The organism is Cupriavidus sp. DL-D2 (genome assembly GCF_039710735.1).
In the GTDB taxonomy this organism is placed as follows: Bacteria; Pseudomonadota; Gammaproteobacteria; order Burkholderiales; family Burkholderiaceae; genus Cupriavidus.
In genome coordinates this window covers 18,028-38,298 of sequence record NZ_JBDKXK010000005.1, presented here as the reverse complement: position 1 = coordinate 38,298, position 20,271 = coordinate 18,028, and the positions used below count along the sequence as shown (strand labels likewise).

Annotated in this window: 31 protein-coding genes and 2 tRNA genes; 13 read left to right on the top strand and 20 right to left on the bottom strand. The window is 62.5% G+C overall.

Translation table 11 applies throughout. From position 1 onward, the window contains the following. Positions 1–102 precede the first annotated feature (102 nt). The 17 genes from ABDB81_RS05355 to ABDB81_RS05275 all read right to left on the bottom strand — a co-directional run bounded on the left by ABDB81_RS05355 (position 103) and on the right by ABDB81_RS05275 (position 12,650). Positions 103–576, bottom strand: a complete 474-nt coding sequence (locus ABDB81_RS05355) for a hypothetical protein (RefSeq protein ID WP_346810152.1) — start codon at positions 574–576, stop codon at positions 103–105. Positions 577–745: 169 nt separating this feature from the next. After that, a complete protein-coding gene (locus tag ABDB81_RS05350) occupies positions 746–1,117 on the bottom strand; it encodes a hypothetical protein (RefSeq protein WP_346810149.1) in 372 nt (123 codons plus the stop codon). A gap of 6 nt (positions 1,118–1,123) precedes the next feature. Continuing rightward, positions 1,124–1,555: a hypothetical protein gene (locus ABDB81_RS05345; RefSeq protein WP_346810146.1), complete on the bottom strand. Its 432-nt coding sequence runs from the start codon at positions 1,553–1,555 to the stop codon at positions 1,124–1,126. Between the two features lie 60 nt (positions 1,556–1,615). Further along, the gene (locus ABDB81_RS05340) at positions 1,616–3,148 is read right to left on the bottom strand and encodes a phage tail protein (protein ID WP_346810143.1); all 1,533 of its coding nucleotides are present in this window, start codon (positions 3,146–3,148) and stop codon (positions 1,616–1,618) included. 79 nt (positions 3,149–3,227) lie between these two features. Further along, positions 3,228–3,374, bottom strand: coding sequence for a hypothetical protein (locus ABDB81_RS05335; protein ID WP_346810140.1), 147 nt, complete (start codon positions 3,372–3,374; stop codon positions 3,228–3,230). 4 nt (positions 3,375–3,378) lie between these two features. Beyond that, a complete protein-coding gene (locus ABDB81_RS05330; protein WP_346810138.1) occupies positions 3,379–4,221 on the bottom strand; it encodes a hypothetical protein in 843 nt (280 codons plus the stop codon). Beyond that, positions 4,221–4,877, bottom strand: a complete 657-nt coding sequence (locus ABDB81_RS05325) for a hypothetical protein (RefSeq protein WP_346810135.1) — start codon at positions 4,875–4,877, stop codon at positions 4,221–4,223. The genes ABDB81_RS05330 and ABDB81_RS05325 overlap by 1 nt, the downstream gene beginning before the upstream one ends. Positions 4,878–4,887: 10 nt before the next feature. Continuing rightward, positions 4,888–5,316: a hypothetical protein gene (locus ABDB81_RS05320; protein ID WP_346810133.1), complete on the bottom strand. Its 429-nt coding sequence runs from the start codon at positions 5,314–5,316 to the stop codon at positions 4,888–4,890. A gap of 1 nt (position 5,317) precedes the next feature. Then, positions 5,318–5,710 (bottom strand): hypothetical protein, encoded by a 393-nt coding sequence (locus tag ABDB81_RS05315; RefSeq protein WP_346810130.1) that lies wholly within the window; start codon positions 5,708–5,710, stop codon positions 5,318–5,320. Positions 5,711–5,714: 4 nt separating this feature from the next. Then, a complete protein-coding gene (locus ABDB81_RS05310; protein WP_346810128.1) occupies positions 5,715–5,975 on the bottom strand; it encodes a HeH/LEM domain-containing protein in 261 nt (86 codons plus the stop codon). A 57-nt stretch (positions 5,976–6,032) separates the two neighbouring features. Continuing rightward, on the bottom strand, positions 6,033–7,352 hold the full coding sequence (locus ABDB81_RS05305; RefSeq protein WP_346810125.1) for a P22 coat - protein 5 family protein: 1,320 nt from the start codon (positions 7,350–7,352) through the stop codon (positions 6,033–6,035). A 68-nt stretch (positions 7,353–7,420) separates the two neighbouring features. Beyond that, entirely contained in the window at positions 7,421–8,203 is a 783-nt protein-coding gene (locus ABDB81_RS05300; RefSeq protein ID WP_346810122.1) for a DUF6651 domain-containing protein, read from the bottom strand. Between the two features lie 100 nt (positions 8,204–8,303). Next, positions 8,304–9,737: a DUF4055 domain-containing protein gene (locus tag ABDB81_RS05295; RefSeq protein ID WP_346810121.1), complete on the bottom strand. Its 1,434-nt coding sequence runs from the start codon at positions 9,735–9,737 to the stop codon at positions 8,304–8,306. Positions 9,738–9,746: 9 nt separating this feature from the next. Beyond that, positions 9,747–11,048 (bottom strand): terminase family protein, encoded by a 1,302-nt coding sequence (locus ABDB81_RS05290; RefSeq protein WP_346810118.1) that lies wholly within the window; start codon positions 11,046–11,048, stop codon positions 9,747–9,749. Further along, positions 11,041–11,514 (bottom strand): DUF2280 domain-containing protein, encoded by a 474-nt coding sequence (locus tag ABDB81_RS05285; protein ID WP_346810116.1) that lies wholly within the window; start codon positions 11,512–11,514, stop codon positions 11,041–11,043. The genes ABDB81_RS05290 and ABDB81_RS05285 overlap by 8 nt, the downstream gene beginning before the upstream one ends. A gap of 28 nt (positions 11,515–11,542) precedes the next feature. Continuing rightward, positions 11,543–12,205, bottom strand: coding sequence for a putative metallopeptidase (locus ABDB81_RS05280; protein WP_346810114.1), 663 nt, complete (start codon positions 12,203–12,205; stop codon positions 11,543–11,545). Between the two features lie 370 nt (positions 12,206–12,575). Further along, positions 12,576–12,650 (bottom strand) — tRNA-Met (locus ABDB81_RS05275). On the opposite strand from ABDB81_RS05275, the gene ABDB81_RS05270 reads away from it, so the two are divergent. From ABDB81_RS05270 to ABDB81_RS05260, 3 genes are all read left to right on the top strand, one after another. After that, positions 12,643–12,915: a type II toxin-antitoxin system HicA family toxin gene (locus tag ABDB81_RS05270; protein WP_346810112.1), complete on the top strand. Its 273-nt coding sequence runs from the start codon at positions 12,643–12,645 to the stop codon at positions 12,913–12,915. The two genes, ABDB81_RS05275 and ABDB81_RS05270, sit on opposite strands and share 8 nt — an antisense overlap. Before the next feature lie 65 nt (positions 12,916–12,980). Then, entirely contained in the window at positions 12,981–13,397 is a 417-nt protein-coding gene (locus ABDB81_RS05265) for a type II toxin-antitoxin system HicB family antitoxin (protein ID WP_346810109.1), read from the top strand. Between the two features lie 15 nt (positions 13,398–13,412). After that, entirely contained in the window at positions 13,413–13,646 is a 234-nt protein-coding gene (locus ABDB81_RS05260) for a hypothetical protein (protein WP_346810107.1), read from the top strand. A gap of 6 nt (positions 13,647–13,652) precedes the next feature. Here the strand turns inward: ABDB81_RS05260 and ABDB81_RS05255 are convergent. The 3 genes from ABDB81_RS05255 to ABDB81_RS05245 form a co-directional block, all read right to left on the bottom strand. Next, positions 13,653–13,726, bottom strand: a tRNA-Gly gene (locus tag ABDB81_RS05255). 773 nt (positions 13,727–14,499) lie between these two features. Then, entirely contained in the window at positions 14,500–14,712 is a 213-nt protein-coding gene (locus tag ABDB81_RS05250; RefSeq protein ID WP_346810104.1) for a hypothetical protein, read from the bottom strand. Further along, on the bottom strand, positions 14,702–15,136 hold the full coding sequence (locus tag ABDB81_RS05245; RefSeq protein WP_346810101.1) for a hypothetical protein: 435 nt from the start codon (positions 15,134–15,136) through the stop codon (positions 14,702–14,704). The genes ABDB81_RS05250 and ABDB81_RS05245 overlap by 11 nt, the downstream gene beginning before the upstream one ends. 109 nt (positions 15,137–15,245) lie before the next feature. On the opposite strand from ABDB81_RS05245, the gene ABDB81_RS05240 reads away from it, so the two are divergent. The 10 genes from ABDB81_RS05240 (at position 15,246) to ABDB81_RS05195 (ending at position 20,246) form a co-directional block, all read left to right on the top strand. Further along, complete coding sequence (locus ABDB81_RS05240; RefSeq protein WP_346810098.1) at positions 15,246–15,506, top strand: hypothetical protein; 261 nt, start codon at positions 15,246–15,248, stop codon at positions 15,504–15,506. Between the two features lie 206 nt (positions 15,507–15,712). Continuing rightward, positions 15,713–17,062 (top strand): YdaU family protein, encoded by a 1,350-nt coding sequence (locus ABDB81_RS05235; protein ID WP_346810096.1) that lies wholly within the window; start codon positions 15,713–15,715, stop codon positions 17,060–17,062. Positions 17,063–17,364: 302 nt separating this feature from the next. Continuing rightward, complete coding sequence (locus ABDB81_RS05230) at positions 17,365–17,802, top strand: hypothetical protein (RefSeq protein ID WP_346810094.1); 438 nt, start codon at positions 17,365–17,367, stop codon at positions 17,800–17,802. Continuing rightward, on the top strand, positions 17,787–18,140 hold the full coding sequence (locus ABDB81_RS05225) for a hypothetical protein (protein ID WP_346810092.1): 354 nt from the start codon (positions 17,787–17,789) through the stop codon (positions 18,138–18,140). Before ABDB81_RS05230 ends, ABDB81_RS05225 begins: the two co-directional genes overlap by 16 nt. Beyond that, complete coding sequence (locus tag ABDB81_RS05220) at positions 18,137–18,382, top strand: hypothetical protein (protein WP_346810091.1); 246 nt, start codon at positions 18,137–18,139, stop codon at positions 18,380–18,382. The genes ABDB81_RS05225 and ABDB81_RS05220 overlap by 4 nt, the downstream gene beginning before the upstream one ends. Beyond that, positions 18,379–18,687, top strand: coding sequence for a hypothetical protein (locus tag ABDB81_RS05215; protein ID WP_346810089.1), 309 nt, complete (start codon positions 18,379–18,381; stop codon positions 18,685–18,687). The genes ABDB81_RS05220 and ABDB81_RS05215 overlap by 4 nt, the downstream gene beginning before the upstream one ends. Then, positions 18,684–19,148, top strand: coding sequence for a hypothetical protein (locus ABDB81_RS05210; protein WP_346810087.1), 465 nt, complete (start codon positions 18,684–18,686; stop codon positions 19,146–19,148). The genes ABDB81_RS05215 and ABDB81_RS05210 overlap by 4 nt, the downstream gene beginning before the upstream one ends. Then, on the top strand, positions 19,145–19,648 hold the full coding sequence (locus ABDB81_RS05205; protein WP_346810085.1) for a DNA N-6-adenine-methyltransferase: 504 nt from the start codon (positions 19,145–19,147) through the stop codon (positions 19,646–19,648). Before ABDB81_RS05210 ends, ABDB81_RS05205 begins: the two co-directional genes overlap by 4 nt. Then, entirely contained in the window at positions 19,645–19,839 is a 195-nt protein-coding gene (locus tag ABDB81_RS05200) for a hypothetical protein (protein ID WP_346810083.1), read from the top strand. Before ABDB81_RS05205 ends, ABDB81_RS05200 begins: the two co-directional genes overlap by 4 nt. Next, the gene (locus ABDB81_RS05195) at positions 19,836–20,246 is read left to right on the top strand and encodes a hypothetical protein (protein ID WP_346810082.1); all 411 of its coding nucleotides are present in this window, start codon (positions 19,836–19,838) and stop codon (positions 20,244–20,246) included. The genes ABDB81_RS05200 and ABDB81_RS05195 overlap by 4 nt, the downstream gene beginning before the upstream one ends. Positions 20,247–20,271 lie beyond the last annotated feature (25 nt).

Sequence of the window (20,271 nt, the reverse complement as noted above, 5' to 3'; positions counted from 1 at the left end):
GATCACGATCAGGTAAGGCTGGACCGGCGTGTCCGGCGCGTGTTCTGGTCACTCGCGACCATTTGGATCGTTGGATCCATTGGCGCCGCCGCCCTTTCCTCGCTATTTGATGCGCGGTTTGCGCCAACTCCTGCCGCCAAGCCAAGCCGCGACAGTGGCGGCAAACCTCGCATGCATGTCAGCCATCCCACGGATACCCGCTGGACCTAACACCGGGCGCGGCGGGATATGCAGCGTACCCTGCTCGTGCCAGACCATCTTTTCGTCGTTAGACCCGACCACCGCCTCGTTCCCTGACGTCTTGTGAGAGATGCTGTCGCGCATCTCCCCCGTCCGCAGCAGCGGCGCGTCGACCGGGAATCCTTTCCGAATCTTGTCGAACTCGGTTTCCGGGGTGAGGTCTTCCCATTTCGGGAAGGGCCCCACGGCAGGCTGGTAGTGCGCAATCTCCGCCTTAGCCACCTTCTCCACTTTCTCGGCCGCCTGCTCGACCATGTGGTTCGTCACGGTCGGCGCGACAGCCGCCAGTCGCGTTAGGTGATTGGCAAAGTCGGCCAGGCTGCGGAATTCCTTCATGGCGTGGGGTCCTTGAATTTGAGGACATTCCAGTCGAACTCAGCGCCCTCGTGCTCGCTCATGACCACCGCCGCGGCGAAGCGCATGTGCTCCGGCATTGCGAAGGCGACGTCCCAAGGGACGCCGTTCTTGACCAGCCAGAGCGCCCGCCGGAATTCCGCAGCCTGGGCTAGTTTTTTGAGGCTTCGAGCCCTTGGCCGCCGGCCGAGAGCTTCGGGGAGCCGTCCTGAATTGCCGCAAAGCCGTCCTCTTCCACGCGCTGGATGAGCGCTTCGAGTTGGACCTTGTTGGTCGGCGGAGGGACCGGCTCCCCGTCGATCGCGACCAGGTAGAGCAGCGGCATGCACATGAAGCGGTACACATCGTTGGACGCTGCTTCCGGCCCCATTGCCTCGACCAGGCGGAACTGCGCGAGGATGCCCGGACGGCGCAACGTCAACTTTCGGCCCTTGGCGTCCGGCACAACTACCTCAGCCAATGCCTCGGCCATGATCTGCTGCGAGGGCGTCGCCGGTGCGTGGTTGATGGTGACTTTTGTCATATGCGGTTAGGAGACCAGGAGGCGGCGCGAGGCCGTGAACGAGAACTGCATCTTGACCGTTGCATCGCCGGCCACGTCGCCCGGGTTGTCGTAGGTCAGCATGACGCCTTCGTACCGATACTGCGAATACGCACCGTTCGGCTCGGTGATCGTCTCGTAGATCTGGCAAGGCTGCTCATTCAGCCCGGCGTAGTAGTTCCCTTCCAGCGTGGCGAAGTAGCGATCGACTTCCGGGCCGGTGCGCTGCGCACTCAGCGTGCCCGACCAGCCATCAAAGAAGCGGACGTTGTCGGTGATGCCATCGATGCGCTTCACGCGCTCGGTGGTGGCGTCCATCTTCCGGGAGAACCCGGTCACCTTCGGGACGTTCAGGGGGCCGGTCGGCGTCTGGATGACCAGTTGCCAGTCGCGCCCGACAGAATAGCCTTGAAGCGGCATGTCTTTCTCCTGAGAGAGAGTCGCCCGGCGCGCGGCCGGGCTTCGGATTCAGTTGGGCGGTTACTGCGCCGTGGTAGTCGACCGGATCACCGTTGCCTGGGAGCCTTCGACGTTGACGATGAACTTCTCGATGACCGACAGGTAGATCACCTTCACGTCGGCTTGCATGTAGCCCAGCGCGACGCGGTTCAGCGGGTTGTTGGCTGCGTCGATCTGCACGGAGAAAGCCGGCCCACCGTTGACGGCACCGATCATCCCCTGCTGCTCCATCGAACTCAGGAAGTTCGACAGCGTCGCGGCGGCTTGAGCGCGCACCGTAACCGACTGGAGCTTGCCCACGTACTTGCCCATGCCTGCATTGATCGTGCTGGCGATGTAGTTCGTCATACGGGTGTAGTTGTCCCCGTACGTCAGTGAGTTCGAACTCGTGTTGTGGCCGATGCGGCAACCGAAGTAGTTGCCCCCCGGGACCGGGTTCGTAATGACGTCGTAGCCGGCCTGGGCGAGCGCCTGCAGTTCCGCCGAGCTATACGTCTGGTTGGCGTACGACTTCTGCGTGCCCACCACGCCGAAAAGCTGCTTGTTCAGGCTGCTCTGCTCGGGCGAGAGGTTCGCCAGCAGACCGGCAACGAAGCCTTGCGGCGAGATCAGCCGCGTCACCCCGTTCGCCGTGTCCAGGAACCACACCCAGTCACCGAACATCCACTTGAAGGCGTAGCTGTCGATGCCTGCGGTCGCCTTGGTCGTCACGGCGTTGGCAATCGTGTCGCCAGCCGGGCCGGTACCGATCATGTAGATGCCTTCGGACAGACCGAACGCCGACTGCGTCGAGAACGTGGTCGTGTCGTCGCAATCCGTCAGCATGGCGATCGACACGCCCTGGTTGCGCAGTGCATACATGCCCTTGCGCGGAACGGTGTCCTGGCCGACCAGCACCGAGCCGGTGATCGTCGTCGCCCCGTCGGTACCGCCCGCCAGAGTGAAGCTGGCCGCCACCGGTGCAGTGGTACCCGCGCCGGCCGTCGCCGTGATGATCTGCGAGGCGCCGCGCTGGATGCCGTTGCCGTTGTTGATGGCAGCGGCGATCGCGACCCACAGCGCGTTGGCAGTCAAGCCCGCGCCGATGTTGTCGAAGACTTCGGGCGGCAGCGTCGGAGCTGCGACTGTGACCTTCCACGTGCCTGAGGCCGAGCCGGCCGCGAGCGACACCACGACGGTGTTGCCGAGCGTACCGGTGTACTTACCGTTCAGCGTCAGGCAGTTGGTCTGTACGGCGGCAGTGGCCGCGGCGTCCGTTCCGTCCGTGACACGCACGCAGCGGAAGTTGTTCGCGCCGTTGATGACCGCCGCCGCGACCGCCGTGCCCATGTCGTACTTGCGGTTCAGGATGTTGCCGAACGTGCGCGCGTACGCCGCCATGTCGCCAATGATGGTCGGCGAGTTGGCCGGACCCCATTGGGCGGTACCCACGACACCGAGAACGTTGGTCGGCACGCCATTGAGCAGGGTGACCTGCGGCGGGACGATCTGGACGTAGAGATCGGGAACGATGAGGGCCGTCGTGTTGATACTGCCCTGCTGGACAATCGGCATTTGTGCCTCCGGGAACGAAAAAGGCCGCCCGGAGGCAGCCCAAAATGAACGAAGCCGCCTCGAGGGCGGCTGGTGTGGCTTACTTCATGGCCGGCGGCGGATCCGCTGCGACCTTCGTCACGAAGGCGACCTGTTCACTCGCCAGCACCGCGGCGACCTCTTTCTCGTCGGTGATCTCGTCACCGATCTGGTGGCCAGCGAACGGCGTGGTCACAATCAACTTCATGGGTTCACTCCACAATGGTTGCGATCGGGAATTGATCGGCGAGAGTCGGTCCTGCGCTGACGTTCGTCTCGGTAACAGTGATCTGCGTATCGGTGCGGACCTGCGTCGTCGAGAACTCGACCGCGTAGACCAGGTCGCGCCGGTAGACGCCTTCCTTCTGGCCGCTGTCGTCCTGACTGCTGCTCTTGTAGCGCAGCGTGGCCGTCATCTGTTCCGGTAGCGTTAGGTGCACCGTGCCGGAGAGCTCTGCATCGAGCAGGTCGGCGATTGGGTCTCGGGAGTCGAAACAGTTGGCCCACACGGTGATGCGGAACGAGCGCTCCTGCCGGCGTACTTCGCGAATACTGGTGCCAGCGCCGCCGATGCGGGGCGAAATCGCCTTCGCGCCCGGGATCGTCACCACTGCGCCAGCCGACGTTGCCGTCTGGTCAATCGCGACCAGGGCAGCGAGTGCCGTGGCGATCGAGGTGAGCGTGTCACCGGCCTGAATTCCGTAAACGTAGCCCTTGCCGTCGACCACCAGCGCCGCGTTTTGCGGCGTGCTGACCGTGCCCCCGACAGTTACGGCCTGGCCGGCGAGCGTTAGCGACAGCGTGATCGAAGGCTCAACCAACGTTCGCCAGTCGGAAAAGGCCGTGTCCACGATCTTCTCCAGCCCGTTGGGCGGGAAGACCGAAATGTGCACCTTGTCGGCCTTCAGGTCCTTCGTCAGCACATCGGGAGACGGCCATCCACCGTACACCTTGATTGGCTTGCCGATGATCGATGGCTGGCCGGTACCGTTCGGGTACACGATCTGCGCGATGCGTGCGACCAGCGCGGCGGATACCTCTGCGAGTCCGGCCATTACACATGCACCTCAGTTAGATCGAGCCGCCACATCTGCTCGGAGCGCTCAGCGCCCCCAACGCTGAAGCGGCGGCCGAGGTCATCGATGACGATGTCGCCCGAGGCGATCACGATCGGCACGCTGACCGGCAGCCAGATGCGGAAACCATGCTCATCGCCCGATGCGGGCAGTTCGGCATGCGTGCGCGTCTTGCCGCCGAAAAGTTCGGCGCATGGCCAGCCGCCGGCGCCGCCAGGCGAACCGAGAACAGGTTCGTCATCGGTCGCGCACAAGCCGCCGTATCCCACGTCGCCCACCGCATCATCATCAGACGTCGGCCGGGTAATCCAGATGCGCCGATTGCACTCCACCGCGACGATAGGCAGGTTGTCCTGCATGCCGCCGATGAAGTAGATCTGCTGGCCGCGCACTAGGTAGTCGCCGACTTGGGTCTGTCGACCATCGATCAGGCAGTACCAGTACGGCTTCTCGGGCAAGCCGGGTCGTGTGTACGACCATTCCTGCGCCGAAAATGACGCGTTCAGGCTCGCGACCTTAGCCGTCAGTGGGTCCGCAGCGCCCGCCGGCCGGTACACGTCATAGACGTAGCCGATTCGCTTGGCAGCCTTGGCGTAACCGGCGTAGATTTTGTCCTGAAGCTTGGCTGCGTCCATTCAGCGTCCTTCAGTCGAGCGTGAGGGTGTCGAAACCGTTGCCGCAATCGGTCTGGAAGTGGCTGGCGACCGCGACACCCTGCTCCGCTGTTCCGCCCAGATACATCGTCGCCTCGGCGTAGTCGCGGCCAGAGCCCCAAGCGGCTTTCTGCTCCTCGATGGGCATCGGATACGGGCCGGCGGTGAACGTCACGATGCTGTCACGGCGAATCACGATGAGCGTGGCATCGCCTTCACGCGCCTTGGCGGGGAAGTCGGCCGGCACCGCACCGGCCCTAAACCACTCACGCATCTCGATCGCTACATCCCAGTTGCCAGTGACCGCCAGCAGCACATCGTCGTGTTTCTGGATCTTGGTTACCGTCCTGGCGATGCCGCTGCCCGCGGTCGCGCGCCGGTCAGCGGCCAGAGTCTGGCCATCCCATGCAATTACCGTCATTTCACGCCCTTCCAATGCGGGCAACGCCGTCGCCCAGAGCCGGGCCAGGCGGAATCCCAAGGAATCCGCACATGCTTCGGCGGTGCTGGTTGTACAGCTTTGTCCGGTCTCGTACCTCGTTGGGGTTGTGCTTCCACACAGCAGCTTGGTCGGTATCGAGGTTGTCGCTCGAGTCGGTGATCGCCTTCTCCAAGCCCTTTAGCGTGGTCAGGAACTCTGCCATCACCGTCTCTTCTGGCAGGCTCAGGTTGCGCAACCGGTGATCCAGCGTTTGCCACTGGATCGGACCGACGACGCCCCATGCGAGGTCGCTCCGGTCGTCAACGAGCGTGTCACCGACCAGCGAGTAGCCGGCGAAGCGCCGCGCGTCCACCATCTGCGCATCCGTCAGCATGGGATCAGCCTTGGTTGCCGGCGCCCGCGCTCTCGGCGTTGGCCTTGTCCAGCAGGGCCTGCAGGTCCGCCTTCTTGGCGTCTGCGGGGAACTCGATGCCCTTCTCGGTCAGCGCGGCACGCAGGTCAGCAATGCCAGGCGCCTTGTCCGCCTTCTTGGCGTCTGCGTCATAGCGCTTGTGGAAGCCCTCGTCGAAGTCTTCCTCGTTGATGAGCACGAAATCGCCCTGATCCTCGCCCCACGGCTGTACTTTGATGGTCTTCATCCGATTCTCCGATGTGTTTGGCAGCCCCGAGGCCGAAGCCCCGGGGAGCGGGGGCGATTAGCCCAGCAGCAGGCCGATGTGCTCGCGCTTCACGGCAGCGCAGCCCCACGCCAGCGAAATTTCGTACTGCATCTGGCGGTATTGGGCATACATCGCGATCTCGAACGACAGGCCGGTCAGCGGATCGGTGATGATCATGCGGTCCACTGCCGAGTCGCCCTGCGCCGGCAGTGCCGGAGCGCGCGTCGCCAGCACGATGGCCGAGCGGGCGAAGAACATGTTGCGGAAGCCGGCAGCCGCCACGGTGATCGCCGTTGCCGACGCCGGGATGGCCTGCAACAGGCCGGGGGCCTGCAGCGTGATGGTTCCGCCGTTCGAGACGTCGGCATCGCCCGCAGCCACCACATACTTGTTGGTGTCGCCAGCGAAGGTAATCACGTCGCCGGCCACGATCGTGCCGGTGCCAGCCGAGGCAAGCGTGATGGTCGTGGCGCCCACCGCGTAGCCGGCGGCATTGGTCGTCGCCGCTGCGCCGGTGCCAGCCGTCGGACGCTTGACCTGAGCGGACTGACGCAGTGCCAGTCCTTGCAGGCGGTCGGTGATGCCGTCGCGCAGCATGTCCGAGCGGCCCGACTCGTTGACCTTGAACAGCACCGACTGCTTGCCGCGCAGGTTGAACATTGCAGCAGTGCCCAGCACGAGCTGGAAGTCGAGTCCTTGGGCGCCGTTCTCTTCCAGGATGCGGAGCGCGCCGGCCGAGTCGGTCAGGTCGTTGGCGGTACCGAACGGTGCGGTGCCCGGGGTTCCGTAGGCGCGCGAGGCGAACACGTTCAGTGCGCCGATGTCGCCCTCGACCTCGTTCACCAGCGTGCGCATGCCTTGCTGGATCTGGTTCGACAGGATGATGTTGTAGCTGGCGCCGTTGTTGTCGAGGCCGAGCTTTTCCTCGCCGTTCCAGCGGATCGGCACCCGGCGCGCCTTGGTGATCTGCATCGGGATGTTGCCGACCGTCGCGTCACCATCGTTCGGCGGGGTCACGGCCGGCGTGATGTCGGTAGCCTGCGAGGCACCCACGACAGGCGACATCACCGTCTGACCGACCGCAGCGCGCTCGAACGTCATGTCACCGGTGACTGCCGGGATGAAGCCGACCAATTCGCGCGACACGACGTCCAGCGCGTTGTACAGCGTCGGAATCAGGCCGGTCAGCGTATTGGAGGCCGCCACGCCGAACTGCGGCGGTCGAGTGACCGCGTCCTGCATCACCTCGAACAGGCGAGAGGTGGCCTTGGCCACGACCGCCATCGGGTAGAGAGCGATGACGAACGCCACCGCGGCCAGCGCCATCACGCGCAGCTTCGAGAAAGTGCTCTTCATTTGGGTAGACCCTTAAAAGAAAATGGCCGCTCTAGGCGGCCTGGGGATTGCTTGGGATGGGCGGACTGTCAGTCCGTGATCACCGTGTTCTGGTCACGCGCTGCGGCGGCCTGATCGGCCGGCTTCATCGCGTTGTACTGAGCACGGGAGATCGTGCGCTTGCCACCACCGCCACCGCCGCCACCCTGAGCGCCGCCACCGGACGCGCCCGAGCCCTTGAGGATGTGCGCCTTGTGCGGGTACGCATCCACGAGGATCTCGATCGCTTCGTCTGGGTCGGCGAGTTCACCGTGGCGGGTGCGCGAGAAGATTTCCTTCCCGGCCGCGTCGGTTGCGAACACCTTCCCGTCCTTGACTTGGAACCGGTTAGCGAAGAGCGCTTGCGCGATCTCCACGCCAGCCGGACCTTCGGCGGCAAACTTCTCGGCGATGAACTTCGAGCGATTGAACGCGCTACCGATCAGGTGCGAGTTCAGTTGCCCCTCGAGGTCCTTCGCCCTCTTGGCGACGGGCGCGTACTTCTCTTCGACGCTTCGAACCGCCTCGGATACCGCCTTGTCGCGGTCCCCGGCGGCGATCAGGTTCTTCTCATCGAGGTTCTTCACCGTCGTCAGGGCCTTGAGCGCCGCTGCCGGGTCGGTGATTCCCTCGAAGGTCTTCAGCGTGGACTCCGCAGTCTCCGCGCGCTGGCGGTGACCCATCGCTTCGCCATTGAGGCGGGAAATGGTTGCGATCGTGCTATCGCCATCGAACGGCGCTTCCTTTCCGTCGGTGCCGATGAACACGGGTAGCTTCTTGCCGTTGACCTCTTGAAGGACGATGTTGCCTGCGTCGTCGTGCTTGAATGGCATGGTGACTTTCCTTGGGGCATCCGCCCTGTGCTCGTGCGGCATCCGCCGCGGTGCGCCCTACGGCATCCACCGTATCTGGGCAAGAAAAAGCCTCAGCGGGTTAGGCTGAGGCCGGGTTAGCTGGTTTGGGGTGGGGGGCTGGAGGCGGCAACTTCGGCGCGTTGGCCTTGATCCGTTCCTTCTCTTCGCCCCACTGCCGCTCGGGGCCGATGACCCCGCGGCGCTGCGTCTCTTCGAACAGCGTCTCATCCGAGAGCGTTCCGTCGACGTTCATCTCGCGCAGCAGCTCGAGCGATGCCTCGGACAGCGACGCTACGCCGAAGTCCTTGTACAGGGTGACGTGACCGCCGGTCTGCTCACCGACCCATTCGGCCATCAGTTGGAGCGCGGCGTCGAGCGCATCCTCCTGATCTTCTGCCATTCGCTGCAGAGCGCACATTGCGGGTTCGTTGTCCGCCTCGGTCTGCTTGATCGTCGTGTTACCTGGCTTGATGACCAGCAACTCGGCGCCGATCTGGCGCATCATGTGCTCCAGGTCCTGCAGCGAAAGCCGGCCGGCCTCGATCGCTTTGCCTGTGTGCTCAACGTACTTCAGATCGCCCTCGGGATCGTCCGAGGTGACCGCAGCAGAGCCGCCGACCACCAGTTTCACGTCCCCTTTGTCATCGACGTCCAACTTCTTGCCGAACAGGATCGGCACCCGGGCAACGTGCAGGATGGTCTGCTGATCACTCTTGGACTGCCAGTGCTCGATGTTCATGTACGCGAGCTCCAGCAGCGGAGGCACGCCAATCATGAAGTCCGCGCGCTTGCCGTAGAACGGCACGAATGCGATCTTCGGCAGCGTCGTCGGGCCTTCATCATGCTTGACCCAATCCTCTTTGTTGCCGTCGACCTTCTTCTTGCGCCAGATCTCCCAGCGGCCAGGCTCCAGCACGCGGACCTGCTCGATTTCCTTCTCGTGGAATGGGCCGTCGTCTTCGACAGCCGTCTCCAGCAGGCGCAGCTGCATCAGCGTGCGAACGCCATTGATGCGCTTGTCCTTCCAGCCAAGCACCGCGTCGACGGTGACAGGCACGAAGTACGGGCGCGCACCGATCTTCGCCTCGGCAGCCTGGGTCTTCACCTCGTCGGTGTTGACGGTCGGGAAATCTACAAGGATTCCCACCATGCCCGCCGCCAGCGCGTCAGCGAACGTAGCCGCCGCGAATGAGTGCAGGTTCCGGCCTTCAAGGTCGATGTCCTCGGACCAAGCCTTGATCTTCGCCGGTGTGTCGTCGCCCAGCGTGACAGGCTTGGAGAACGGCTTGGCGGACAGCACTTCCACCGTACGCGCGAACGCCGGAAACAGCGTCGCAGTCCTCAGCCGGTTCTCGTATGCATTCTTCTCCTCGTTCGGCCACTGCGGCAGATACTCAATGCCGGCTGCGCGCATGGCGGCAGTGCCACCTAGAAGAGCCTGAATCAGGGCCCAGTTCGCGGCCATCTTCTCGGCCGCCTTCGAGCGAGTGCGGACGTTTGGCTGCTGATCCATGTGGTTCGCTTACATAACGAGGTTGGTGACGCGCGTCACGCGCTTCACGATCGGGAACATCTTGACCAGCGGATAGCCGCCGGCGTCGTTCACGTGGTCATGACCGGTCGTCTTGTCCGGCTCGCCGTTCTTGTCGTAGGGCTGCTGCTCAAGCGCTTCCGTGTACGCCGGGCAGAGCCGCGTGTTGACCTTCAGTCGGCGCGCACCCTGATCGTTCAGGATCAGCGCGTTCACCGAGTTCAGCCGGTCCTTGACGGCCGGGTTCGTCGAGTTCACCTCGATCTGGAAGCCGGCGGCTTTCAGGATGGAGAGGTCCGACTCCGACGCGTTCTTGCTGCTGGTGTTCTGGCCGCTGGCATCGGGGTAGATCTTGACGTGATGCCCCTTGTCCTTGAACCGCTCTTTCAGCAACTTGGCCATCGCGGGTGTGTCGCGCACCTCGGTCAGTTCTGTCACCGCGCGCGGCTCGCCATTGCGGATCACATAGCCAACAGCCGCCATGTGCAGCACGTTGAAGTCCATGCCGACGTGAAGCGGCTCGCCCTCGGCCAGGGAATCGTCCGTGTGGTTCTTCACACGGTCAAATTCGGGATACACCGACCCGCTGGCCAGGTTGACGAACTTGCCCCGCAGATACGCGTTGATCAACTGCGGCGGGTAGCTCTGCCGCAACGACGGGATATAGTCGTCCGGCAGGTTCGCCGCGTTGTCGTACGTGCTCGCCTGGATCAGCCCATACAGGTCGCGCAGCGCCGGCTTTTCGCTCAGCTGCTTCACGAACTGCTGGTAGACGAACTTGAACCCTTCCGGCGTCGTCGTCACGTCCACGCCGTTCTTCAGGCCGGGCACGTTGTAGCGCATCCGCGCAATGATCTTGCGCCAAGCCAGTTCGGCCTTGATCAGCGGCATCACGTCGAGCTCGTCGATCAGCGCGTGACCGATCTTGAAGCCGACGATCTTCTGCGGGTGCTCCATGGAGCGGCAGATCACAGTGCCGCGATATTTGCGCCCTTCATAGGCGGCCACCTCGTGGTTCGCCTGATTGATGACGACGCGCAGCCCCATGATGAAGGCCACCTCTTCCATCGTCTCGTAGAAGATGTCGCGGATGTGCGGGTACGTCGGCGCGAAGTAGCCTTGATTGATCCCCGGCCACTCCCAGAAGTGCTCAGCGATCGCCGTGCAGCCCACCCACGTCTTACCGGAGCCGAACCCGGCCACGTAGGCGCGGAACTTGTGCGGCATCTGCAGAAAGCTGGCCTGCGGAATGTTCAGCGTGGCCTCGATGCCGTCCGGCAGCGTTTCAATCATCCCCATCTGGGTCATCCCCGGGCCGGCGCGCGTCCACCACGTTGTAGACGAACCGCTTCGGCGCTGGCGGCGTTTCGTCCGGTGCATCGCCGCGATGCCGGTTCATGAACATGCCGCCCGTTTCCTTGGCCGCCTGCTCGATCAACTGCGCGGCCAGCGCAACGTTTCCGCGCGCGACCGCCTTCTGATACATCCGCTCCAGCGCCCGCAGGCGAAAAGACTGCGTGGCAATCGGGATCTCGGCGGTAGCCTTGACGAAGCTCTCGCGGGTCGCAGCGAAGATGTCCCGCCACTTCTTGCTCAGGGCCTTTCCCTGCGCCTTGGTCGGGTCGTATCCCTGCACCTGCATCCGGCTCACCTCGATGCCGAATTCTTCCTTGACCGCGTCCACCACCTGGCTCGGGGTGTCGTAACACGCCAGCGCCTGCACGATGAACGCTTTCACGTCCTCGTTAAGCGTTGCCATATGGGGATCAGTAAAAGTGGAGTAAAAGCTATGCGGCGCGTGCCAGACATGTCCCGCATGCCCGGGCGACGTTCAGTTTGGCGATCTCCGGCGCGGCGTTGCTGGCGTCGATCAGCCGGGCAAGCGCACCATCGGATCGACCGATTCCGTACCGGCGCACTACACCGATGAACTCCTCCACGTCGTGACCGCGCATTGCCAGCTTGGGCAATCCCTCTTGCGTGAAGCGAGGCGACCCGAAGTCGTCGAGGTCGTGGCCGATGTGGTACAGCTCATGCTCCAGCAGTGCGCAGAACTCGGCGTCTGTACACGAAGCGCAGTACGACGCGTCGAGCGTGATCAGCCAGCCCGGCACGCGGCCGAACCATTCCGATAGCTGCTGCTCTTGCCGCCCGCGCTGCCACCTCCCCACCCGGAAGACCAGCTCCTCGGTCTGGCCGATGATCTGGCGCATCTTGCTTTTGTTCGGCTCACCCGCCCACAGGTAGCCGATATCGGCATGGAACAGGTGATCGTGGTCTGGGTTATGCAGCGGCGCGCCATCTCGCAAGATGTTCGAGTGCACCCAGTCATTCAGCGCAGGGACCGGCACGTAGAGCGGACCCCATCGCGTTCCGTCCCATTCGCCCATGTTGCTCGGCGGCATGGGGCGCGAGGCTCGCGCGATTTCTGGCGGCTTCTTCTTCGGCATACGCTCGGTCTTGGCGATCCAACATCCGCTCCAGTTTCACGATACCCACATCCCGGCGGTGGACGACTCTGCCGTCCTTCACCATGATTCGGCCGTAGGGGTCACGCTGCACAAACGTCACGATGCCGATTTCCTCATCAGCCGTGACCACGTCGCGGCGCTCGCGGCCGTCCAACGTCACGCGCCAGCCGTAGCAATCGCTCCGATATCCCGGGTCGCCGGGGATTGTGCTGACTCTCATGCGAGCGGAAGGCGTTCCATCGGCCGCACGTCACGCATCGAAGCTTCGCCACCCATGGGCACACCTCAGGAATAGAAAACCCGCCGAGGCGGGAGGGCTCGCCCTTTCGAGCGAGCGGGAGGAGACAACTGGTTGCGGCAACCCGAATCGAACAGGTGACCTCGGGGTTATGAGCCCCACGCTCTACCGCTGAGCTATGCCGCAAAAATGGTACACAAAAAAGATTACGAAAATCCTTGCGCTGGTAATCGTTTTTGATTACCATACATACATCGCAACAAACAACGGAGGTGCGGTGAAGCAAAGTGAGTTTGTCCGTGAGTTAGCCGCCAAAGGCGCAACCTTCAAGCAGGGCAAGAAACACCTGAAGGTCACGCTAAACGGTCAACAAACGGTGGTGCCAAGACATGCCAAGGAGTTGAAGACCGGCACAGTTGAGGCGATCAGAAAACAACTCGGTTTGAAGTGAGGACGGCCCCGAAAGGGGCTTGTCCCACTCGCTTGCATCGCACACCAAATACTGAGGACTACACCATGCAATATCCGGCACTGTTGGCACCGGCAACCGAAGGCGGTTTCGTCGTAACCTTCCGCGATATTCCCGAGGCGATCACTCAAGGGGATACCGAAGAGGAGGCGCTCGATATGGCCGCCGACGCGCTTCTAACCGCTATGGACTTCTACTTCGATGACAAGCGCGCCGTTCCGCAACCGTCTAAGGCTCGAAAGGGGGAGCGCCTTGTTGCGCTTCCTCCCAGCGTTGCGGCCAAGGTTCTACTTCTGAACGAGATGCTGGCGCAGGACGTGCGGCCTATCGACCTGGCTGAGCGCCTGGGCACGACGAAGCAGGAAGTAAATCGCCTTATCGACCTGGAGCACACCACCAAGATCGACCGCATCGCCGAAGCGCTTGCCGTCTTGGGCAAGCATCTCGACGTGGTCGCCGCCTAATACATCGGAGTCGTCATGGACAACAACCCAATCCGAGTACATCTCTACTGCCCTCGGTGCCCGGCCCGCGCGATGCTCGTGTATCGCGACAAGGAGCATTTCCAGAATCGCCGCAAGAAGGATGACTACTTCCGCGACGACCCGGAAAAGATCGATGGCGATCACCGCAGCCAATATCCCAGCGGAGAATCAACCTTCGGCAAGGCAGGCTACACCTGCGTGTGCGGCCACGGCCCCGCTTGGGGTTAAGGAATCTGGAGCGGGCTGCCGGGTTCGAACCGGCGTGGACAGCTTGGAAGGCTGCAGCCTAGCCACTCGGCCAAGCCCGCGAAGGTTGCTGGGCTTCCACCAGCGCCGCGCATTCCTGCGCTCGCTCACATCCGACTACACAGGCCCCTGAAAGTCCTGCGCTGTTCGCCGCGGACTAGCATGGTCTCGTGCGGCATGCCAGCGATGCCGGATAGGAGTCTCCCCACATTGGCGCCCGGGGAGCCGGGCAAGACCTTCCCGGTTGAGCGGCGCATGCAGCCTCAAGGGAAAGCGGGCAAGCCGTCGGCGGCAAAGTGCGCCCGATCAACCAGCCTCGCCAGCACTCTCCCGCCCTCCCCTGAGGCTTCTGCAACACACCGAAACGGCTTGTCACAGAAAAGTTGTTTGCGTTCTGCTAATCGTTGCGCTATATTTCGCGCAAACAGCACATGTATTAGCGACGCGCTGACAAGCCAACCCGACAAGGAGTCTCGCCTATGAACAGCATCGAACTCACGGTATCCAGCGCCAGAAGACAGACGGCGCGGCGGTGCCGGAAAAGAAGATCCAGCGCGCGGCCCCAAGTACCTGGCGCACGGGTCGCGCGCTAATCCCGTAGAGCCCGGGGGTTGCCTCTGCCCCGCGCCAGAAACCGTCGACAACAAGAAGAAGCCCCACACAGGTGGGGCTTTTCGCATTTGGGCTCCGCGTACAATCTGGTGTCCAGAAACGCCAAGAGCCCGGGGATGCCGGGCTCTAGTTGGGGCGATTCATGTTGTTCTGGGTGACCAGTCTCTAAACTAACCAAATATTAGCAAACACGGCGCATATACGCAAACATTTTGCACACGTGTTAGCTATGGTCGCTAAAAAAATGGCGGTTCAATGCCAAATCAAGCCTCCTCACCTGGCTGGCTGCCGCCGTCAGATCGTCTGCATACTCACCCATCACCTTGTGAACGGGCTTTCCGTCGTCTCTCTCATAGGTCAGAACTAGACCTCTGATACGTCCCTCCTTGTAATCCCGGACCAGTTGCTCCAGGGATTCCATATCTTCATTGACCACGTCGTTGTTTCTTGTTTCCATCGTCTTCCAGGGTAATGACCCGTCCCGTTCGTTGTTTTGCCTTTCCTTGGTGTTGCTCTGCTTCTTCGATGACGACGTCCTCGTCGTCGGCGCGAATGTCCAATAGCTCCGCTATGGCGCGCTTCTTCGCCCCGCTGACCGAAAGCAGTCGGTCGTAGATCTTGCGCGCCAACATCATTTCACCCTCGTCCGTGTGAGCCTCGTCGAGCCAACCATACGGCTTGCCCATGGCGTGCTCAAGCCGACGCGCCAGTTCCTCGCCGATCGACCGGATTCCTGACGCGCCAACGCACTGAGACAGGTATGACTGAGTCGAGCCGACCTTCCGAGCCAAGGCGGAAAGGCTGCCGATCTCCCGCTCCAGCAGGCGCACGTTCAGTTTGCGGATAGTTTTGATGTCCATTTCGCTATTGTATGCGCCCCCGTAACGCTGTCAACGCATGTTCGCTTAGATAACCCGTTACCGATGCTAAACTGTTAGCGCATTCAATACACACGCGAAAGGACGCGACATGAACCTCCTGCAATGGCTGGAAGCCACGCGCATCAACGGATCGGACATCACGTCCGGCGAGAGAGAGCGGCGCCGCGACTACAGAGCGGCCGTCCTCAAGCGCGCTGACACCAACATGAACACGATCCGCAACGCTCACAGCCGGGGAAAGCTCGGCATCGATCTGGCGAAGCGCCTCGAAAAAGCGACGAAAGGTTCCTTTGCCGAGTTCAAGGTTCTCGACCAGATGCCCGAACTCCGAAGAACGGAACCTGCCTAGACCACGTGCGACGTTGCATACGTGTGTGCGTCGCATTCTTGCATCACCGATCAATCGGGCAGGCGGTGGCCACCGCCGCGCGGGCATGCCTCCGGCCCGCGCGCGCCCGACCTAATTGCAGAAAGAGGCATGGAGCATCGAATGATTCCAGTCACCAGTGACCAACCCTGCAGAAGCGGCACGCCGGCGGTCGCTTGGAGGGTCAAATGAACTACTACCCCTTCCACATCGGAGACTTCCGCTCGGGGACAGTCAACATGAGTCGGCTATCCAGATGGATCTATCGGGACATGCTGGACGTCTACTACGACACCGAGAAGCCGCTGCCATCGGACTTTGAACTGCTGTGCGACCAGATCGGCGTCGAGTCGGACGACGAGCGCCGCATCGTTGAGCGATTGCTTCGGCTCAAGTTCGCCAAGAGCGAGGACGGCTATCGCAACGAAACCTGCGACCGAGTGATCGCAGAGTATCGCGCGCGGGCTGAAACGGCGAAAGCGAATGGCAAAAAGAGCGCCGCAACACGGTATCGCAACGGTGAGTACATGCCGATGGCAGGAACGCTCTACGCGGTGCGTGTCGATTCTGAAACGGTCAAGGTCGGCGTGACGGCGAACTTGAAGAGCCGCCTTCATCAACTCAGAAGCAAATACGGGTCACAAGCCTCGCTGCTCCACCAGGTTTCGGTCGGACATATGGGAGACGCAGAGGCTGCCCTTCTGGCCGTCTACGAGGAATCCCGTAGCGGTGAGGAGATTCCGGTGCCCAACAGCGCACAGGACGCATTGACGACGCATATGAATCGCATATCGGTCGCATACCCGGTCGCATCCTCATCGCAAGCTAACCAAGAACCAATAACCAATAACCAAAAGGCAGAAGAACAACACATACCCGCCCCACCGCTTCGCGGCGCGGCTGGCGCTGATGCGCCGGGACTCTCTCCCGAAGCCAGTTCTTCACGGAGACAGCAGGAGCCCAGGCCGGTGGATATCGTCTTCGACCACTGGCAGTCGGTCATGGGTTCGCCACGATCGAAGTTGGACGCCAAGCGCGAGAAGGTTATCAAGAGCGCGCTCAAGGCGGGCTATTCCGTCGACGATCTGCGCAAGGCGATCGATGGATGCGCCCTATCGCCATTCCACATGGGCCTGAATGACCAGCGGACCAAGTACAACGGGATCGACCTGATCCTCCGTAGCGCTGACCAGATCGACAAGTTCGTCGGATTGGTGGACGCGCCGCCGCCGGTCACGCCCGTGCCAAGTGGTGGTGCGTCTGTCAGTTCCGCCGACTGGGCCGACTCGACGGAATCCGTCACGTCGATGGCCAAGCGGCACGGCCTGGAGCAGCAAAACGGCGAGCACTACATCTGGTTTCGGCTACGCGTCATCAAGGCACACGGCGATGAGGCGCTTATGGAGCGCGAACTGTCGGCAGCCTCCCGGCGCAATGAGGGCGAGTACGAACGCGTGTTCAAGCTGTTCTTCGGCGTCGCGCCTAAGCCGCTCGCAACAGGGGGATACGAAAAGCGCCCACAAGGCGTTTCTTTTTGACTATCATGCTAACGTGTTAGCGTTTCGTATTGCTATTATCTGATGCCGACCTGTCTTCCTTGCCAACACTGCAACCTCAAAGCCGAACCCGCGATGGCGCGGCTTGGCTATGGGCATTGCGACTTGGACACCCAGGCCGGGAAGTTTCGCCCATTCGATCGTGAGATCGAGTGCAAGAAGTTTGAACGTCTTCCTGCTGCGCAAGAGGCATCTCGGCTCGCGTGGGCGGACGGTCGTCGTTGAGAAGAGTCATGCCAGGCAATAAGAGACCCCGTCGCAAGCTTCACCGCCCTGTGAGTCCGATGACCGCAACGCTGCGCACGCAGCCGTGGCGCGTCGCCGCCGTGTTCGGCCCGCTGGAGGCTGTCATCGCTCAGATCGAGCAGACCGGCACTGTTACGGCCAACGCGCAGGGCATGCCCATCTTCAAGGACGGAAACGACGGCTGCTGGTACGCGACTGTCCCGGCCATTGAGGGGATTGTCGACGCCTACCACACGCACCAGGTCCGGTGCGGTCGCACGATGCCACTCGACCGTCTCCGCCAGTTCGCGCGAAAGCTCGAGTACTCCAGTCCGCTGACTCTGGCCGACTGCGAAGCAGTACGGGAGGACATCGCGGTTCTCCGCCGCGAAACGATGTCCATGAGGATCGACTACGCGTCGAGTCTCGTCACCACCACTCAAATCAAGATCGAACTCCAAGAACAGGAGAGGAGCGCCGCATGCCGTCCCCAGTGATGAGAACCGCTAAGGCTGATCGCGCGAGAGCCGTCCGCCAGATCGAAATCGTCGATGCGCTGATCGCCAGCGCCGGCGAGCAATTCACGCTTGCCCAGTTGGTTGGCCGCTTTGGCTCGACAGCAGACAAGCTGACGAAGATCGCCAATCGCGCCGCCGAGTCCGCGTTGATTCGCAAGGGCCGCGACATCGCCGGAGAGATCGTTTATTGGGCGCCAACTGTCAGCGAGAAGGAAGTCGAGCGCAATCGCCACAAGGGCGACATTCGCGGCTACGAAGCCTACCTTTTCTCGCACTGGCACCGCGCCGAGGGCGCTCCGTTTGCGAGGTACGCATGAGCTACGCGCGCTGGAGCAATTCCAACTGGTACGCCTTCGACAACTGCAATGGTCTGTTCTCGCTCTGGTACGTGGGCGAGGACAACTATCGCGACTTGGACTACGACACCCTTCGCGAACAGCGCGCCGCCGGCACCCTCGATTCCTGGCTGCGGGCGAAGTACCCCGACGCATCGGCGGACGACATCGGGGAAGCACTCCGCATCATCGGCCGTGCACTGGAAGACGAGGTGTCGGCATGAACCCATCCCACGACCAATTCAGCAAGCGCTTCGCCACTGTCCGTTTCGTCATGGGGCAGGCTTTCCAGCAGCACTTCGTCGGCAAGGGCCGGAAGCCGGACACGGCCGACCGGATCATCCGCGCCGCCGCGCGCGAGTTCAAGGCTAAGGGCCTGGACGTGCGGCTCGACGCGAAGTCCGTGAAGTGGCTCGGCTGGGTCGGCAACTTTACCGGCCTGGAGATCATCGCGCGCATCGATGGCGTCGAGCAAAAGATCGTCATGGACACGGCCATCGCCGCGCGGCGCATGCGGGGCGGCCAATGAGAATCCTCGCCATCGATCCCGGCACGACGGAGAGCGGCTGGTGCGTGCTGGCAGAAGGCGCGGCTATCGCTTCTGGCGTGCTCCCGAATGCAGCATTGCTGAGCTACGTCACGGGGGTCAGTTTGACGCGCACCGATACCACGCTCGCCATCGAGATGATCGCCAGCTACGGCATGGCCGTGGGCCGCGAGGTCTTCGAGACCGTCTGGTGGATAGGCCGCTTCACCCAAGCCTGGCACTCGCCAGAAGCCGTCATGCGCGTCTACCGCCAGGACGTGAAGCTGCACCTGTGCAAGACGCCGCGCGCGAAGGACGCCAACGTGCGGCAGGCGCTGATCGACCTGATCGGCCCGCAAGGAACCAAGAAGCAGCCCGGTCCGACATACGGCGTCAAGTCGCATGCGTGGGCGGCGCTGGGCGTGGCCGTGACGGCGGCCCATCAAATGACGGAGCCGGCATGAGCCTTTCCGCACACCAGTCTGCGCGCATGCGAAACGACGAATGGCTGACGCCGCCGGAAATCCTTTCGCCCCTCGGGGCCTTTGATCTGGACCCATGCGCGCCAGTGATTCGGCCGTGGGATACCGCGAGCCGGCACTACACCATCCAAGAAGATGGCCTCGCGCAGGAATGGGGCGGCCGCGTCTGGTGCAACCCGCCGTTTGGCCGCGAGGCTGTGAAGTGGCTGCGCCGCATGGCCGAGCACGGCAACGGCATCGCACTGATTCCCGCGCGCACCGAGACGGCCATGTTCTACGAATGCGTGTGGGGCCAGGCCGATGCCGTGCTGTTCGTCAAGGGCCGGCCGCACTTCCACCGCGTGGACGGCAGTCGGGCCGGCTTCAATTCTGGCGCACCAATCTGCCTGGTGGCCTATGGCAAGACCAACGCGCGCACGTTGCTCGCTTCGCGTCTCGGTCATGTGGTGCCTGCGAGCCTGTTCAGCGGAGAGCCCGCATGACCGAGCCGCTGATCTCCCTCCCCGAAGTCGAGAAGGAAGGCGCAGCCGCCTTCGAGCACGGCAAGGCGATGTGCATGCATGCGATGCCGACCGGCTTCGCCTTCAATCCATACCCGCAAGGCTCGGTGCTGCATGCCAATTGGATGGAGGGCTATGTCGCGGCTTGGCGCGTGATTGGGAAACGCAAATGATCACCGATGACCTGAACGTTCTATCGCTGTCAGCCCTCACCAAATTACTTTGGTCGGACATGTCTCCTTTGTGTCCGTCGCAGAAGCCCAGCGTGTTCGTGGTTGGCGAGCCCGTCTTTCGCAAGGTGGAACCGCCAAAGGATCCGGCTCCATCCGCGCTGTTCGGGATGAGCGTCGTCCGCGTGCCGTTCGATCTCAAGCGGCCACGGATGCAACTCACGCCCAAGGTTGCCGCGAACCTTCCGGCTGCTTTTGCAGCCGAGATAAATGCCTGGATGGCTGAGTTCTTCGGGCACGAGTCGGTCGCATATGTGTTCGATCCTGAAGTAGCGCGAGTCAGCCGCTATCTCGAAGAAGAGCTCGCGCGCCAGACGGCAAAACTGCTTTTCACAACCGATCCGTTGTAAATCCGCTTTACAACCTTTGTGATGT